Source organism: Amphibacillus sediminis NBRC 103570, from assembly GCF_001552275.1.
GTDB classification, from domain to species: domain Bacteria; phylum Bacillota; class Bacilli; order Bacillales; family Amphibacillaceae; genus Amphibacillus_B; species Amphibacillus_B sediminis.
In genome coordinates this window covers 281902-298809 of sequence record NZ_BCQW01000001.1, presented here as the reverse complement: position 1 = coordinate 298809, position 16908 = coordinate 281902, and the positions used below count along the sequence as shown (strand labels likewise).

Here is a 16908-nt window from a genome sequence, read left to right as displayed (position 1 = left end):
TTCATGCATTTCTGGTGTGAATAAAGTTATCCACAAGATCGAATTTAGCGTGAATTTGTCGAACGATTTTTAGTTATATTGAGTGAGGTAATAGGCATAAACTATTTTTTAATGCTTTTTTTTAGAAATCCTTTTGAAACATGACACTAAATTGTTTATGATGGTAAAGTGATAGAAAAGATAAAATTGAGGTGGATTGTCCGTGTTAAGACGTTTTTTACCTGATCAATACGTCAGGAGTATATTTGAAATTAACCCAGAATCCTTAAAAGAGAAGGGGATTAAAGGTGTCATTACTGATTTAGATAATACACTTGTTGCTTGGAATGAGGCCCATGCTACACCTATGGTTTTGAGTTGGTTTAATCGTATGGAGGAAGAAGGTATTGATGTTACGATTATTTCAAACAATAAAAAGGCACGTGTTGAACTATTCTCGCAGCCCTTAAATAAGCCTTACATACATAAAGCCAGGAAACCACTTAAACGTGCTTTTGTAAAAGCGGCAAAGGACATGGGGCTGCCAAGAAAAGAAATCGTTGTGATCGGAGATCAGCTCTTAACCGATATCTTTGGCGGTAACCGTGCTGGGTTCCAAACGATATTAGTCGTACCTATTGTTGAGACAGATGAAAAAATAACACAATTTAATCGTAAGATCGAGCGTTATATTCTTAATCGATTAAAGCGAAAGGGGTTGATTAAATGGGAAGTTTAGATCAAGATCAATTGACTTGTCAAGGTTGTGGTGTGACGATTCAAACTCAGGATAAAGAAAAGCCTGGTTTTGTCCCAGCCTCTGCTTTAAATCATGATCCAGTTATCTGTCAACGTTGCTTTCGTTTGAAGCATTATAATGAGATTCAAGATGTTCCTTACACAGATGATCAATTTCTGGACATGATTAGCCAAATAGCTGATACTAATGGGTTAGTGGTTAAGCTGGTTGATATTTTTGATTTCTCTGGTAGTTTTATTCATAGTTTGCATCGTTTGACAGGAAGTAATCCTATTATATTGATCGGTAACAAGGTTGACTTATTACCTAAATCAACTAATCATAATAAATTAAAGCAATGGATGAAAAAAACAGCAGCTGATTTAGGTTTAACTGTAAAAGATGTTTTGCTTGTATCGGCTAAAACAGGTATCGGGTTTGATCAGGCTAAAGCAGCGATTGAACATTATCGGAACGGTCAGAATGTTTACGTAGTGGGCTGTACCAATGTAGGAAAATCAACATTTATTAATTATTTAATTAATGAATCGACTGGAACAAAGGATGCGATTACTACATCTTATTTTCCTGGCACAACATTAGGATTTATTGAGATTCCTTTGGATGAAACTTCAGTATTATATGATACACCTGGTGTGATTAATAGAGGGCAGATCGCTCACCATTTATCAGATCATGATATAAAATTAATTACACCTGCTAAAGAGGTTAAGCCACGCGTCTACCAACTCAATAGTCAACAAACACTGTTTATTGGCGGTTTAGCACGTTTTGATTTTATCAAAGGAGATCGCCAACCATTTGTGTGTTATTTTGCTAATAGTCTTGACATTCATCGGACTAAATTAGCAAAGGCTGACTCGCTTTATCGTGAGCATATAGGTGAGCTGCTTACTCCACCTAGTCAAGCTAGCTTAACGAAGTATCCAGCCTTAATTGAGCAAACATTTAGAGTTACTGGTGAGAAGACAGATATTGTTTTCCCAGGACTTGGCTGGATTACGGTAACGGGTATAGGTGCAACCATAGTTGTTTCATCACCAGCTGATGTACCGGTATCCAAGCGCCCAGCGATCATATAACTCATAGAAAGAGGGAGTGCAATGATGCAATTAGGATTGATAGGATATCCCATCCAACATTCTCGTTCGCCGTGGATACATCAAGCTTTTATGAAACAAATCAAGCTAGATGGGAAGTATCAACTATTTCAAATTGAACCAGATCAATTTGATCAGGGGATTCGCCAATTACAAACGCTTGATTTAGATGGTTTTAATGTCACTATCCCGTTCAAACAACGTATTATTGATTATTTAGATCAAATTGATCATTTTGCTGAGGCGATAGGAGCAGTTAATACAGTAGTATGTGAAAAAGGTAAATGGATTGGCTATAACACCGATGGCTTAGGTTACGTGTTGGGCATAAGATCAAGTTATCCTGATTTATTTGCGGGCAATAAACAAGTATTGCTCTTAGGTGCTGGAGGAGCTAGCCGAGGTATTTATTATGCACTTCTTCAAGAGAACTTTGATCGGATTGACATAGCTAATCGGACGACAGCGCGTGCACAGGAACTATTGTCGATCAATACCAGCAACTTGTCTTCAGATGTCATGACTTATCAGGAAGCTGCTCAACAGCTAAACCAATATGATCTAATTATTAATACAACCTCGGTAGGCATGCAACCGAACCTAGATAAACAAGTTATTGCTTTAGATGGCATTAAACAAAATACCGTAGTGAGTGATATTGTCTACCAACCCTTCTGGACAGCATTATTGAAGGATGCTAAGCAAAAAGGGGCGAGGGTGCATCATGGACATGAAATGCTTTTATATCAAGGTAAAATAGCTTTTGAGAAGTGGACAGGTCATCGAATTGATGCAGAGAAAATTATGCCAGACTTTTTAAACAGTATTTTAGCAGAAACTTAAAAGGAATGATGAATATGTTAACAGGAAAGCAAAAACGTTTTTTAAGATCTGAAGCCCATCATTTACGTGCTATTTTTCAAATAGGTAAAGATGGGGTTAATGAAAATATGATTAAACAGATAAATGAAGCGTTAGAAAAGAGGGAACTCATTAAGGTCAGTGTCTTACAAAATTGTTTAGAGGAAAAAGATGATATAGCTGCCGCTTTAGTTAAAGGTACTCAAGCTGAACTTGTTCAAATTCTTGGCAATACCATTGTCCTTTATAAGGAATCACAAGAAAATAAATCAATTGAGCTGCCATAGGAGTCTATCATGAAAATTGGTTTATTAGGCGGTACATTTGACCCGCCACATATCGGTCATTTCGTTATCGCAGAAGAGGTCTATCAACAAATGGAATTAGATGAAATCTGGTTTATTCCTTCTGCCGAACCGCCTCATAAAGATAGAGCGCGGGTTTCAGCAGCGGATCGGGTTGCAATGTTATCTGCAGTTATTCGTGAGCAGCCCCACTTCAAACTAAATACGCTTGAGCTTGACCGGAAAGGTAAATCGTACACGATCGATACCATTAAGTCTCTTCAACAAGACTTTCCAGAGGTGACTTTTTACTTTATCATTGGAGCGGATATGGTCGAATATTTACCGAAATGGCATCAGATCGATCAGCTGTTAGATTTGGTTAAATTTGTCGGTGTTAAACGTCCTGAATATCAATTAGAGACACCCTATCCGATTATACTATTAGATATACCCGGTTTAGATATCTCATCAACCATGATCAGGGAAAGATTAGCTCAAAAACGTTCTGTACAGTATTTAGTACCAAAACCAGTTATCAACGTCATTAGGGAGAGGGGTTTGTATGGACAAAAATAAAGTACTGGAATTGGTAAAACCTAAGTTAACGGCAGCTCGTTTTGCCCATACAGAACGTGTGGTTGAAACAGCATTAGAGCTAGCAAGGTTATATGATGTTAATCAAGAAGATACAATCTTAGCAGCTGCCCTGCATGACTATGCAAAATATCGTGATGTGAACGAAATGGCGAATATTATTAAAGAACACCAATTACCTCTTAACTTACTGAGCTATCATCATGAACTATGGCATGGCCCAGTTGCTTCTATACTAATCGAAACAGAACTATCTATAGCTAATGAAGCCGTTCAATCCGCTATTTTTTGGCATACAACTGGATCTGAAGGTATGACAGAACTTGAAAAGGTTATTTACTTAGCTGATTATATTGAACCAGGAAGAGATTTTGCTGGAATAGAAACGGTTAGAAAAAAAGCATATGAACATTTAAATGAGGCATGCTTTTTAGCCGTGCGAAATACGATTCAATTTCTAGCTGGAAGAGAGTATTTAATTTATCCAGAAACGTTAAAGATGTACAATGATTTAAAACGAAAATTGGAGGAAACCATTTAATGAATAATGAACAATTGGTACAATTAGTCGTAAAAGCGGCTGATGATAAGCGGGCAAATGACATTATCACATTAGATATGAAAGGTGTCTCTGTTGTTGCTGATTATTTTGTCATTTGTGACGCATCAAATGAAAGACAGGTTCAAGCTATTGCCAGAGAAGTAAAAGAACAGGCTGAGAAGCAAGAGGCGATAGTTAAACGTATTGAGGGCTTTGATCAGGCACGTTGGGTATTACTTGATTTAGGCGATGTGGTGTGTCATATTTTTCATCAAGAAGAACGTTTATACTACAATTTAGAGCGACTTTGGGGCGATGCACCTGTAGTATCCGTTGACATAGAAGAAGGGATATAAGATGTCCTATCAAAAAATGGCTAAACTGTATGATCGATTAATGCAGGATGCCCCTTATGATCAATGGCTTGCTTTTACTAATGCAATGATTGAAAAAAATCAGTTGAATGATGATGCCTCCATTCTTGATTTAGGCTGTGGGACAGGACAAATCACCTGTCGTTTAGCAGAGCAAGGCTATAAGCTTACAGGAGTAGATTTATCGGAAGAGATGCTTGTTGAAGCTTCTAATAGAGCTTATCAGCAACATTTAACGATTCAATGGGTGCAACAAGATATGACTACATTAGCAGGCTTTGCGAATTATGACCTTGTCATTAGCTATTGTGACGTGATCAATTATATTATTGGAGAAAATGCGCTTAGACGTGTCTTTAATTCTGCTTATCAGGCACTCAAGACAGGTGGCTTATTTATTTTTGATGTCCATAGTTTAGCACATGTAGAAAATCATCTGACCAACCAAGTTTTTTCTGAAGTATATGATGATCTTGCTTATGTGTGGTTTTGTCATCCAGGTCAGCAGCTTGGCGAGATGGATCATGATTTAACTTTTTTCATAAAAGAACAACAGCATTATCAGCGCTTTGATGAACAGCATCACCAACGGACTTATCCTGTTGATTTTTATCTTAGCTTACTTAAAGCAGTTGGGTTTACCATGGTTGAATGTTTTGAGGATTTCGCTACACAGCCTACTCAATCCGAGCTGATTACCTCAGCAGACCGTATCTTTTTCGTCTGTCATAAATAAACTCTTTTTACCCACTTCTATAAGTGGTGAGATTCAAATCCCTGTTAATTAAAATTAAGCCTTCGGCGGATGCTACAGATTTTTAGAGGAAATTTATTGGGGAAGCTTGATAAAACCTAGCGCAACTACGCCAAGGCGCATTTGATTGAAGCTGATTTCCAGTAAGGAATGGTCGGATCAGAAAAAATAATCCAACCATTCCTTATTGAGGTATGGCCCAACAAAAAATAATATTTTATTTTTTGCAGGAATTAAATAAGTCAATGTCGTATATAAAATCGTCAGGATATTTTCCTCATTCCTTGATTACCTCCTCATGCTTATCTACTCTAATGCTTAGAGGTGACCCATGAAATGGCTAAAAGAACATATCATTCTAGTTAGTTTTCTCCTCCTACTGCTTTTTGGATTCGGTTTGGAATTAGTCCGCAATGTCCGCCAATCAACTCCTCAACTAAACAGTGCTAACGCCACTTTTACTCAATTCGATGATCATGAGCTAATTCAAGTAGATCAACCATTAGAACAAGAAGAACAAGTAAATTCAGAAATAGCTGTCGATGTAAAAGGTGCTGTTGAGTCCCCAGGAGTCTACATTGTTTCTCCTCATACCCGAATCAAGGATGTGATACAACAGGCTGGAGGCTTTAATCAAGAAGCGGATCAAGATCAAATCAATTTAGCAGAAAAGGTTTATGATGAAATGGTTATCTATGTTCCCTATTTTACCGAGCAAAATAATTCGGTATCCCATAATATGTCTAACCATGATAAAATAAAAGTTAATCTGGCAACACAGGCTGAGCTTGAGACCTTACCTGGTATTGGAGCTACCAAAGCCCAAGCTATGATAGAGTATAGGGAAGCTAATGGTTTATTCAACACCATCGATGATTTAGAAAAAGTAAACGGTATTGGTAAGAAGACCGTGGAGCAACTAAGCGAGCATGTTGTCGTACCGTAAATTGGTTATGTTGAGACTTTATAGGTTAAAGGAGTAAAGGTAAATGGAGAGAATATCCTGGCATCAATATTTTATGGCTCAAAGCCATCTATTAGCATTAAGAAGTACGTGCGAGCGTCTAACTGTTGGAGCTACAATTGTTAGGGACAAGCGGATCATAGCAGGCGGTTACAATGGGAGTGTTTCAGGAAGTGATCATTGTATCGATAAAGGATGCTATGTTATTGATGGTCATTGTGTTCGGACAGTTCATGCAGAAATGAATGCCATTTTACAGTGCGCTAAGTTTGGTGTTCCAACTGATCAAGCTGAAATTTATGTGACACATTTCCCTTGCTTGCAATGTTGTAAATCAATTATCCAAGCTGGGATTCAAACCGTTTATTATGCTACGGATTATAAAAATCATCCTTATGCTTATGAGCTATTTAATGAAGCAGGGATAAAGGTAGAATGTGTTCCGTTAGCTGATCAAGTATTAAATTTACTACCACATCAACCTTAAAGGGGGATGAAATGAGAGGAAAAGGCCACTTATTTGTAATTGCGACAATGATTGGTTTTTTGATAGCTGGCCCTCATTCTTTGATCATTACAGGGGTCTGGATTTTTTTACTAGCTCTGGCCTATTGGAAAAGACGCTTGCGTTTGATCGAGTGTTTCATTTTATTTGTAACGAGTGTTTTTTTTGCTTGGTACTTTCCCAAGGTGGAAATGATCGATAAACCGCCTAATCAGGATTTTGTTCAGATAACAGGGACGATTCAGCAAATTAACCAAATTAGGGAGCATTACAGTTCTTTTGTCGTGATCGAGGAACAAACCGATCACCTCATTCAAATTAATAATTTTTCAGCTAATCAACCTAGTCTTGTTTCGGGTGCGACTTGTCATTTAACAGGAGAGGTTGTTTTACCTAGTCAAGCAACCAATCCTGGCCAATTTGATTATAGAGCATATTTAGCTAGGCAAAACATTCATTATCAATTGAATATTAATGATGTGAACCAGATCCATTGCCAAGGTGGTCATTTTATTGGCAAAGGTGTCGAGCTACGGCATATTTTAATGGATAGAATTAATCAGAGTCTTAGTCCAGCTACAGCTTCTTGGCTCAATGCTATTACACTAGGGAATAGAGATGGGATTGACCAAGATTATATTGAGCTCTTCCAACGCTGGCATTTAAGTCATGTTCTGGCTATTTCAGGCCTACACCTGTCGATCGTTATCATGATTTTGACTCTTTTGTTGATTCACATTGGTTACTTGACGAAAGAACGAAGCAGTCAAGTACTGTTTGTCTTTTTAAGCGTTTTTCCTTTTTTCACTGGTGGATCCCCTTCCGTTTGGCGGGCAAGCTTAGTTAGTGCCCTGAGCTTTTTCACTTTGTTTAACCAGTATAAACTTGCAAAACATGATTATCTTAGCTTGTCTTTTATTTGCTTATTAATTGTCAGTCCCCAATGGATTTACCATCTTGGTTTTCAATTTTCCTATCTCGTCACGTTCTCCCTTATTTTATCTAGGAAGCTCCTAAAACGTTTGACTCATCCATTACTCAAAGGATATTTCATTGGTGCATTAAGTATGCTCGTTGTTTTGCCATTGCAAATTCAACGTTTTTATTATTTGAATCCCCTTAGCTTAATCGTTAATCCGCTTTTCTCTGGATATTTTACCTTGTTTGTCATTCCATTTCTGTTTTTTATTTTATTTGCTTTCTTACTCTTCCCTTCCTTGGCACAACTACTTGACGTTATTTTTTTTACAATTCATGAACCGATATTAAAACTTTTGCTAACAATCGATGACCATCTCTTTCATCCGCTTATTTTAGGTGAGTTTCCACGTTATTCCCTTGTTCTTTATTATCTTGCTTTATTTATGCTTATGTATGCTTTAGAACAAAAAAATAAACCAACATGCTGGCTGGCGTTAATCTCAATTTTAATCATTGTTGGTTTTCAGCAAATCAAACCATATATTAGTCCATTTGGTAAGATTACCATGCTTGATTTAGGTCAGGCTAATGCCCTTGTTATGGAACTTCCATATCGTCAAGGTGTTATCATTTATGATTTAGGTGCGCGACCTGATTTCGACTTTGTTACGGCATCAAATCAAGTTTACCAAGAGGTGATCAAACCTTATCTTTATCAATCTGGGATTAAACATATTGATGCGATTATTTTGTCACATGATGACCTTGATCATACTGGAAGTTTAGATTATTTACTTGAGGATTTTAGCGTAGAAACGATTATTACGAGTTATTTTTTTCAAGGTTCCGAACAGATCCTTACATTAATAAAGCCGACGAATATCAAATATAATAAGGTAAAAGCAGGACAAGCATTTAATATCGGCCCTCAATCCTTTTTCGTTCTAAGTCCATCGCAAGACTGGGGAAATGAGAATGATAATTCTTTAGTGTTATTAACACAATTTGCTAATATGAACTGGCTGTTAACAGGTGATATTAGTGAACAGGTAGAATTAAAAATGGTACAAGCTCCATTCAAATATCACATTGATGTCCTTTCAGTCGCCCATCATGGCAGTGCCTCCTCTACTTCAGCTCCTTTTTTAGAGCAGTTTCAACCAGACGTCGCACTCATTTCAGTTGGAAGAAATAATCGCTACAATCATCCGAGTGATGATGTTATTAGTCGGTTGCGTTCACATCAGATTAGCATTTATCGAACAGATAAGCATGGGGCCGTGCAATTTTTGTATCACCAAAATAAACCACATGGAACATTTTTTACGTTTTATCCATAGACTATCAGTGAGAATATAGAAAAACAGCGATAATTAACTGTCTTAGCAACAGTTAACAGGCGTAGAAACAATCTGTTTGGTCAAAATAGAACTGCGGGGGACGATATTTAGAAAGTTATAAGGTAATTTTTGTAATTTTAATCTCCGTTGCTACACCATATCGGCTACTCGCTGGATGTGTATTTCTATATAAAATATCGGTTAATAAAAGGGTCCTAGGTCTTTTTATTAGCCGTTTATATAGATAAAGAAAGGGGTTATTGCCCCTTTCTTTTTTCATGCTTGTCAAAAAGCTAAACAACCCTTACGATAATAAAGGAAGGCTGTTTTGAGGGAAGGAAGGACCAATATGACCTATCTTGAAGCTATAGAAGAGATAAGGAAACAAAAAAAACTTGCATCGATTTATTTAATTTACGGTCAGGAGCGGTATTTAATCGAGCAGACAATCGCAACGATATTGAACCAGGTTATTGATCATGAGGATCGAGATGATAATGTTCTTCGCTATGATCTAATGGATGTATCAATAGAGGATGTTTTACTTGAGGTAGAAACGTATCCTTTTTTCGGTTCTGAAAAAGTTGTGATAGCCAACTATGCATATTTTTTAACAGCGAAACAAGAGAAAGCCCCTGTTGAACATAACCTGGAGTCGTTACTAGCTTACATAAATAATCCTGTTGATTTTTCAACATTAATTTTAATTGCTCCATATGAAAAGCTCGATGAACGTAAAAAAATTACTAAGACTTTAAAAAAGCAGGCATTCACGGTTCAATGTGAAGAGGTCAAGTCATGGCATTTAGATAAATGGATTACACACCTATCTAATCAATATGGTATTGCCCTCGATCAAGCTAGTCAAGATTTATTAATGCAAGAAGCAGGAACAAACTTGGCTCTAATTGAGAAAGAGATTGAAAAGCTTGCTTTGGCAGTAGGTGATCAAAAGCAGGTTTCGATTGAGTTAGCCAAAGATTTAATTGCACATCAAGGTCACGCTTCTGGCTTAAAACTTGTTGATACCGTGATGGAGCAGGACTTAATCAAGGCTATTTCAACTTTTCGTGATTTGATCCGAGTAAATGAGGAGCCGATTGCTTTATTGGCATTGCTTGCTTCACAATTACGAACCCTATATCAAGTTAAAATTCTTAAACAAAAGGGATACAGTCAAAAGCAAATGGCACAGCAATTAAAGGTCCATCCTTATGTGATTAAAATGGCTTCAGAGCGAGAAAAAGCCTTTAGTTTAGAACAGATCTATCAAGCGCTGAATCAATGTACACAGACAGACAGTGATATTAAACAAGGAAAGCTTGACAAAAGTTTAGCATTTGAATTATTACTATATCGTTTAATTGAGAGGGATAAACCAGTTAGAAGTGTGCACTAGCAAGCGCTATTGAACACGAAAGTTGATGGAAAAGAGCTATGGCATAAAAGTCCTAATCAAATACCAAATGTTTTTAACTTCATTCAGCAGAAGCCTCTCACTTCAAGAAAGAAGGAACACGTCATGTCTAAGTGGAGATTCAACAGCCAGTAACGGCCTGATTGCTTCAACTCACGTTCAGTGGGGGAGAGAGGAAGCTGACTAAGTTCGCGACGTCATATCGCAACGTCTGCACGAGCATATCCTGTGCGTCGAAACCTCCACTGAACGAAGTTTCACTTTATTGAGAGGAAGTTTGGTAAAACTCGGCAAAAATACGCCAAAGCGCACTTGTTTCAAAAAGTAGCTACAGTTTTAAAAACATAGCAATGAGCAGAAAGCAAAAACGATCCTTTAAAAAAAGGATCGTTTTTACGTTGGTCATCATATTGCATTATGCACCAAGTTGATTAACTTTTTTAGTTAAGCGTGATTTTTGACGATCACCGCTATTTTGATGAATAATGCCTTTTTGAACGGCTTTATCAATTTTTTTAATCGCGTCTTTTAGGGCTACTTTAGCTTCCTCGGTATTGCTTTCACTTACGAGTTGTTCAACGCGCTTAATTTTAGTACGCATTTCTGATTTTACTGAAGCATTTTGAGCACGATGGTCTTCATTAATACGGATACGTTTGATTGCTGATTTAATATTAGCCATTTCTTTTCACCTCCACCTGTTCACATCCATAAAAAAATATTATGGAACAAATGACATTGTATCAAAGCTTGGATAAGTTTTCAATAAAAATCTTGGTTCAGTCATGTAATTGTATGAAAATAGGCTGTTTCGGTAAAAGTATGAACAGCAAGGATTAAAAACATACGCTTAGATTGCTATTTGGTTACAACACTATCCTATCTAACCTACCAGCTGCCAATTATTTTTAATCAACTGAATTAGTGTAACCATTAATTATTTTGTAGAAATCCTAGTGAAAAAAGCAGACAGACCAATTATTTTCTAAGAAGAGAATACACGCTTCAAGTGATACAACGTAAAAAAGGATCAACCCTAATGTTTTAGAAACAGAATACCATGTTGATAAGAAATAAATATCAAGTTTGGTTTTGATCAAAGAGATCAATCATTAATAAAGGATGAGGTGTGATTATGGAGAAACATTCGGAAGAAAGCATTCGAACGGACTTGGCGGTAGAAGCAAAAGAAATGTATGTCAAGCAAGATATACCAGAACAACAACAAACTGGAGTTATTGTCAATGAAGAAAAATTGAACGGACTTACCGTTACTCATGTCAAAGTAAATCAAGAGGGAGAACAACGGATAAATAAAAAAGCAGGTCACTATATTACTATCGAAACAGATGCCGTTAAAAATCAAGATAGTAATGCTCAACAAAAGGCTGCTGAGCTTTTAAGCACTTTACTAGCAAATCTCTTAGAGGAGAAAAACATTGCTAAAGATGCAAGTTGCTTAGTGGTTGGTCTGGGGAATGATTATGTAACACCAGATGCGTTAGGACCACAAGCAGTTAAGAAAGTGTTAGTAACTAAACATCTATTTGATTATCATCCTGAAACGGTTGCGGATGGCTACCGACCGGTAGCTGCTTTTTCACCAGGGGTTATGGGTGTAACAGGTGTAGAGACAAGTGATATCATAAAAGGCGTGATTGAACAAGTAAAACCAGATTTTATTATTGCGATCGATGCATTGGCATCACGATCAATTGATCGTGTGAATCAAACGATTCAACTATCGGATACGGGAATTCACCCAGGTTCCGGAGTAGGTAATAAACGTAAGGAACTAAGCTATGAAACATTTGGCATTCCAGTGATTGCTATTGGTGTGCCAACGGTCGTTGACGCTGTAACGATTACGAGTGATACTATTGATTATGTCTTTAAACATATTGGCCGAGAACTTAAAGAAGGGGATAAACCTTCTCGACGTTTAGCGCCCGCTAGTATGACTTTTGGAGGGAAGACCTTAACAGAGGAGGACCTGCCTCAGCTCGAGAAACGACAGGCTATTTTTGGTATGATAGGATCGCTTACAGAAGTCGAGAAACGACAATTGATTAAAGAAGTGTTAAGCCCCTTAGGTCATAATCTGATGGTAACGCCAAAAGAGATTGATGGTCTGATCCATGATATGGCTCATTTAATTGCAAATGGCATAAATGGCGCACTTCATACACAGATAGACAGCGATCTTGCCAATAGTGCCACCCGTTAATAATTTCGAGTTCTAATCCTGCTTTCTCTATCATATAGTCTATTAAGTCAATTAGAGAAAGTAGGATTGCTTATGTCTAAAGGAAAAAAAATAAGCATACAAGAGCCATCCATTGTAAAAGGGTTAGTCATTTGGTTTGTGATTTGCATTTTAATTCATGCAACAATTGGTTTAATTGCTTCGCTCTCTCTAGGAAAGAGAGCATCACATCCCATTCTAACATCTGTTACCTCTAGTGTGGATACTTCCTTTTATTTATCATTAATGGCGTTAGAGTTTAAGCCGTTACGCGATCAATACCAAGACCTTATCCCAGATATATCATGGTCTGAGTTACTGTTGCAATTTACGACACAGCTTAATCGAACAGATTTACGTACATTATTTGGCCATGAATTACCCGGTTTTTATCCTTATCAACATCGCATTATTATTGGACAAACTGACACGACTTATGCCAATTTACCTGTTGAATCTGAGGCACCTTTAGATGTGATTCTTGAGGATCGAGTAGCAAGCGATTCGGATTCGGATGAGCTGGAGTCTAGTGATGAGGAAATAATAGATATGAGTGATTACCGTGTGTTTATCTATAATACCCATAACCGAGAATCTTTCCTTCCTCATCTTGACGATGTTACTGATCCTAATGCAGCTTTTCATTCAGAAATAAATGTTACGCTCGTCAGTGAACGATTGAAGCAAGCCTTAGGCAAACACGGAATAGGTACATTAGTAGATCAAACAGACTTTACCAAAGTACTTCATGATAAAGGATGGGAGTATTGGCAGTCGTATGATGCCTCACTTCCAGTTGTTGAAGAAGCGATCGCTCAAAATGAAACCATAAGTTATATCTTTGATATACACCGAGATAGCCGTAGAAAAGATGATACGACTATGACGATTGATGGGGAGGATTATGCGCGATTATTTTTTGTTGTAGGTGCAGATTTTGAAGGTAATGAGAAGAATATTGAATTTGCTAAAGATTTACATGAACGTCTTGAGGACATGTATCCAGGAATAAGCAGAGGTGTTGTTGAAATGGGCGGTGCTGGTCGAAATGGTGTCTATAATCAGCACGTGTCTAATCAAGCACTCTTGATTGAATTTGGTGGTGTTGATAATACATTAACTGAATTATATCGTTCTGCTGATGCATTAGCAAAAGTCTTTGCCGAATTGTATTGGGATGCGGAGCCTGTAAGCGGACAAAATTAATCATGGAGGGAAGTTTAATGTTCAAAACCATCTTTCGCTTGCTGATCATTGCTTTTATATTCGTGTTTGGTCTCACATTAGGAATGGCTAACCAGTCTGAAGAACCGGTCAATACTCAAATCGAGTTGATAGAAGATACGAGCATAAACGCAGATCTAGAGCTTGAGTTTATCGAACATGCCCCTGAAGTAATCGTTAATCACAACATTGACCCCACTTCTTCTTTGACATATTCGATTGCTACGTTCATTGAGAGAACCGGCCAGCTCTTTTATGAAGGAATCATAAAACTTGTTAGTGATCTAGCTCATATCATCTAAATCTATTGACGTTATTTGATATGGATAGCAGTTTGCTTATAGAAAATAATTGAATGAAATGTCTATCACTGCTATAATCAACCTAGTATTGTGGTCCGTAGAAAATAGGAGTGAATGAATAGTGACAAAAGATAGAGAACAAAGTCGTGTGCGTAACTTTTCGATTATTGCACACATAGACCATGGCAAATCAACTTTAGCCGATCGTATTTTAGAGAAGACGAAAGCCTTGACTCATCGTGAGATGAAGGAGCAATTTCTTGATGCCATGGACTTAGAGCGTGAACGTGGTATTACGATCAAATTAAATGCAGTCCAGCTAAAATATCAGCACCATGATGGTGAAGAATATATTTTTCATTTAATTGATACACCAGGACATGTTGATTTCACCTATGAAGTATCCCGAAGCTTAGCTGCTTGCGAAGGGGCTATTCTTGTCGTTGATGCTGCACAAGGCATTGAAGCACAAACGTTAGCGAACGTATACTTGGCCTTAGATAATGATTTGGAGATCATCCCTGTCATTAACAAAATTGACCTGCCAAGTGCTGATCCCGAGCGAGTAAAGCAAGAGATTACGGATGTGATCGGTATTGATGGGGAAGAAGCCTTACTTGTCAGTGCCAAATCAGGTATTGGAATTGAATCGATTTTAGAAGCTGTAGTAGATCGGATTCCTGCTCCTGATGGTGACGTGAATCATCCGTTACAAGCTCTGATATTCGATTCTTTATACGACCCATATCGAGGGGTAGTTGCCTATATAAGAGTTAAAGAAGGTAAGGTTAAAGTCGGTGATAAAATCAAGATGATGGCAACCGGTAAAGAATTCGAGGTTAATGAAGTTGGTGTGTTTAACCCTAAGCCCGTTCCACTTCAGGAATTACAAGTTGGTGATGTTGGCTACTTAACGGCATCGATTAAAAATGTCGGTGATTCGAGAGTAGGGGATACAATTACATTAGCCAATAACCCAGCATCAGAAGCATTACCAGGCTATCGCAAATTAAATCCAATGGTATTTTGTGGATTATACCCTATTGATGCAAGTAAATACAATGATTTACGTGAAGCTTTAGAGCGGTTAGAGCTAAATGATTCATCGTTACAGTATGAGGCCGAAACCTCTCAGGCTTTAGGGTTTGGCTTCCGATGTGGCTTTTTAGGGTTGCTGCATATGGAGATTATTCAAGAGCGTATTGAACGTGAGTTTAACATCGATCTTATTACAACAGCACCAAGTGTTATCTATCAGGTAAAGAAAACAGATGGATCGACTATCAATATTGATAATCCATCGTTTATGCCTGATAGTCAGTCGATTGAACAGGTACTAGAGCCGTATGTTAAAGCAACTGTTATGGTGCCGAATGATTATGTTGGTGCTGTGATGGAATTGTGTCAAAAAAAACGTGGAGATTTTATTGACATGCAGTACTTAGATGAGAATCGTGTTAATGTTATTTACGATATTCCTTTAGCGGAAATTGTATACGACTTTTTTGATTCTTTAAAGTCACAAACTAAAGGTTATGCCTCGTTTGATTATGAACTTAAGGGATACAAACCATCTAAGCTTGTCAAAATGGATATTCTATTGAATGGTGAAACGATAGATGCTTTGTCCTTTATTGTCCATCAAGACTTCTCGTTCGATCGAGGTAAACAAATTGTTGAGAAATTAAAGACATTAATTCCAAGACAGCAATTTGAGGTACCCGTTCAAGCTGCAATTGGCAATAAAATTATTGCTCGATCAAACATTAAAGCTATGCGGAAAAATGTCTTATCCAAATGCTATGGTGGTGACATTACACGTAAACGGAAGCTTTTAGAGAAGCAAAAAGAGGGTAAGAAAAGGATGAAAATGGTGGGCTCAGTTGAAGTTCCACAAGAAGCCTTTATGGCTGTTTTAAGAATGGATGACGAATAATACAGCGAACAATGCTAAAACAACGCGGGATTTCATATGAAATCCCGCGTTGTTTTGTTTTTTTTACGATTTTTAGGTCTTGACGCCAAAACTGAATCAACGTATGATTAAAAAGTAAACTGATAGTATACTTTTTTGTGTGGGGGGGTTTTTGTGAACAGAGAAGCAAGAAAGCAGCTCATTCGTGAACAAATTATCCAGTCACTTTATGATCTGTTAAAAGAAAAAAGATGGGATGAGTTATCGAGTAATGACATTTGTAAGAAGGCAGCTATTAGCAAACGGACGCTTTATCGTTATTTTCAAAGTCAAGATGACATGTATTTGGAATTGGTAAAAAGGAGCTTCGTCGCTTTGTGTAGCAAAATGGAGATCGGAATATCGAAGGGCGAAACGGCTGTGGACAAGATTTGTAATCTAGGAATGGCCTATCTTTCCTTTATGCAGAATTGTCCAATTGAGAGCAGTTTGATAGTTGGATTTGATGAACGAAAATATATCGAGTCAAACAGAAAAAAAGTAGAAGAAATCGGCTTGATTGCTAACCAGTTCGAACTAATCCAAGTTTTTCATAGATTAGATTTAGATCCTGCGATCTATGATCAACATTTAGCTATATTTTTATGGGGGCATATTCAGGGGGTGGCTCAATTGATCAATAGTAAGGGAGCATGGCTAGAGCATTACTATGGCATGACAATTCAAAAGATTATAGAGACACAAGTAAATTTAGCTAAGCAAGTCCTGTTGGGGGTGGAACAATGATGTTGAAAAGATGCATGATCGTGTTTATTGTGTTGATTT

General features: G+C 37.4%; 18 protein-coding genes. 17 read left to right on the top strand and 1 reads right to left on the bottom strand.

Going from position 1 to position 16908, the window contains the following annotated elements:
* The first annotated feature begins 202 nt into the window (after positions 1-202).
* From ASE01S_RS01480 to holA, 12 genes are all read left to right on the top strand, one after another.
* A complete protein-coding gene (locus ASE01S_RS01480) occupies positions 203-718 on the top strand; it encodes a YqeG family HAD IIIA-type phosphatase (protein ID WP_067837161.1) in 516 nt (171 codons plus the stop codon).
* Entirely contained in the window at positions 706-1821 is a 1116-nt protein-coding gene (yqeH, locus tag ASE01S_RS01475) for a ribosome biogenesis GTPase YqeH (protein ID WP_067837158.1), read from the top strand. Before ASE01S_RS01480 ends, yqeH begins: the two co-directional genes overlap by 13 nt.
* 24 nt (positions 1822-1845) lie before the next feature.
* Complete coding sequence (aroE, locus tag ASE01S_RS01470; protein WP_067837495.1) at positions 1846-2682, top strand: shikimate dehydrogenase; 837 nt, start codon at positions 1846-1848, stop codon at positions 2680-2682.
* 14 nt (positions 2683-2696) lie between these two features.
* Positions 2697-2987, top strand: coding sequence for a ribosome assembly RNA-binding protein YhbY (gene yhbY / locus ASE01S_RS01465; protein ID WP_067837154.1), 291 nt, complete (start codon positions 2697-2699; stop codon positions 2985-2987).
* A gap of 9 nt (positions 2988-2996) precedes the next feature.
* A complete protein-coding gene (locus ASE01S_RS01460) occupies positions 2997-3563 on the top strand; it encodes a nicotinate-nucleotide adenylyltransferase (protein ID WP_373277916.1) in 567 nt (188 codons plus the stop codon).
* Positions 3550-4122 (top strand): bis(5'-nucleosyl)-tetraphosphatase (symmetrical) YqeK, encoded by a 573-nt coding sequence (gene yqeK / locus ASE01S_RS01455; RefSeq protein WP_067837146.1) that lies wholly within the window; start codon positions 3550-3552, stop codon positions 4120-4122. Before ASE01S_RS01460 ends, yqeK begins: the two co-directional genes overlap by 14 nt.
* The gene (gene rsfS, locus ASE01S_RS01450; protein WP_067837143.1) at positions 4122-4478 is read left to right on the top strand and encodes a ribosome silencing factor; all 357 of its coding nucleotides are present in this window, start codon (positions 4122-4124) and stop codon (positions 4476-4478) included. Before yqeK ends, rsfS begins: the two co-directional genes overlap by 1 nt.
* A 1-nt stretch (position 4479) precedes the next feature.
* Positions 4480-5232 (top strand): class I SAM-dependent DNA methyltransferase, encoded by a 753-nt coding sequence (locus ASE01S_RS01445; protein WP_067837140.1) that lies wholly within the window; start codon positions 4480-4482, stop codon positions 5230-5232.
* 349 nt (positions 5233-5581) lie between these two features.
* Positions 5582-6196, top strand: a complete 615-nt coding sequence (locus ASE01S_RS01440) for a helix-hairpin-helix domain-containing protein (protein WP_067837136.1) — start codon at positions 5582-5584, stop codon at positions 6194-6196.
* Positions 6197-6239: 43 nt separating this feature from the next.
* Positions 6240-6701, top strand: coding sequence for a ComE operon protein 2 (locus ASE01S_RS01435; protein ID WP_067837132.1), 462 nt, complete (start codon positions 6240-6242; stop codon positions 6699-6701).
* Between the two features lie 11 nt (positions 6702-6712).
* Complete coding sequence (locus ASE01S_RS01430) at positions 6713-8980, top strand: DNA internalization-related competence protein ComEC/Rec2 (RefSeq protein WP_067837128.1); 2268 nt, start codon at positions 6713-6715, stop codon at positions 8978-8980.
* Positions 8981-9329: 349 nt separating this feature from the next.
* Positions 9330-10379: a DNA polymerase III subunit delta gene (holA, locus tag ASE01S_RS01425; RefSeq protein ID WP_067837124.1), complete on the top strand. Its 1050-nt coding sequence runs from the start codon at positions 9330-9332 to the stop codon at positions 10377-10379.
* A gap of 433 nt (positions 10380-10812) precedes the next feature.
* Here the strand turns inward: holA and rpsT are convergent, their stop codons facing one another.
* Positions 10813-11079, bottom strand: coding sequence for a 30S ribosomal protein S20 (gene rpsT, locus ASE01S_RS01420; protein WP_067837120.1), 267 nt, complete (start codon positions 11077-11079; stop codon positions 10813-10815).
* Between the two features lie 450 nt (positions 11080-11529).
* Between rpsT and gpr the strand changes: the two genes are divergently transcribed.
* The 5 genes from gpr (at position 11530) to ASE01S_RS01395 (ending at position 16869) form a co-directional block, all read left to right on the top strand.
* Positions 11530-12624 (top strand): GPR endopeptidase, encoded by a 1095-nt coding sequence (gene gpr, locus ASE01S_RS01415; RefSeq protein WP_373277919.1) that lies wholly within the window; start codon positions 11530-11532, stop codon positions 12622-12624.
* A gap of 72 nt (positions 12625-12696) precedes the next feature.
* On the top strand, positions 12697-13848 hold the full coding sequence (spoIIP, locus tag ASE01S_RS01410) for a stage II sporulation protein P (protein ID WP_067837114.1): 1152 nt from the start codon (positions 12697-12699) through the stop codon (positions 13846-13848).
* A 17-nt stretch (positions 13849-13865) separates the two neighbouring features.
* Positions 13866-14168 carry a hypothetical protein gene (locus ASE01S_RS01405; protein ID WP_067837111.1) on the top strand — a complete coding sequence of 101 codons (303 nt, stop codon included), beginning with the start codon at positions 13866-13868 and terminating at the stop codon, positions 14166-14168.
* 118 nt (positions 14169-14286) lie between these two features.
* Complete coding sequence (lepA, locus tag ASE01S_RS01400; protein WP_157065120.1) at positions 14287-16104, top strand: translation elongation factor 4; 1818 nt, start codon at positions 14287-14289, stop codon at positions 16102-16104.
* A 153-nt stretch (positions 16105-16257) separates the two neighbouring features.
* Positions 16258-16869 carry a TetR/AcrR family transcriptional regulator gene (locus ASE01S_RS01395; protein ID WP_067837102.1) on the top strand — a complete coding sequence of 204 codons (612 nt, stop codon included), beginning with the start codon at positions 16258-16260 and terminating at the stop codon, positions 16867-16869.
* The last annotated feature ends 39 nt before the right edge of the window (positions 16870-16908 follow it).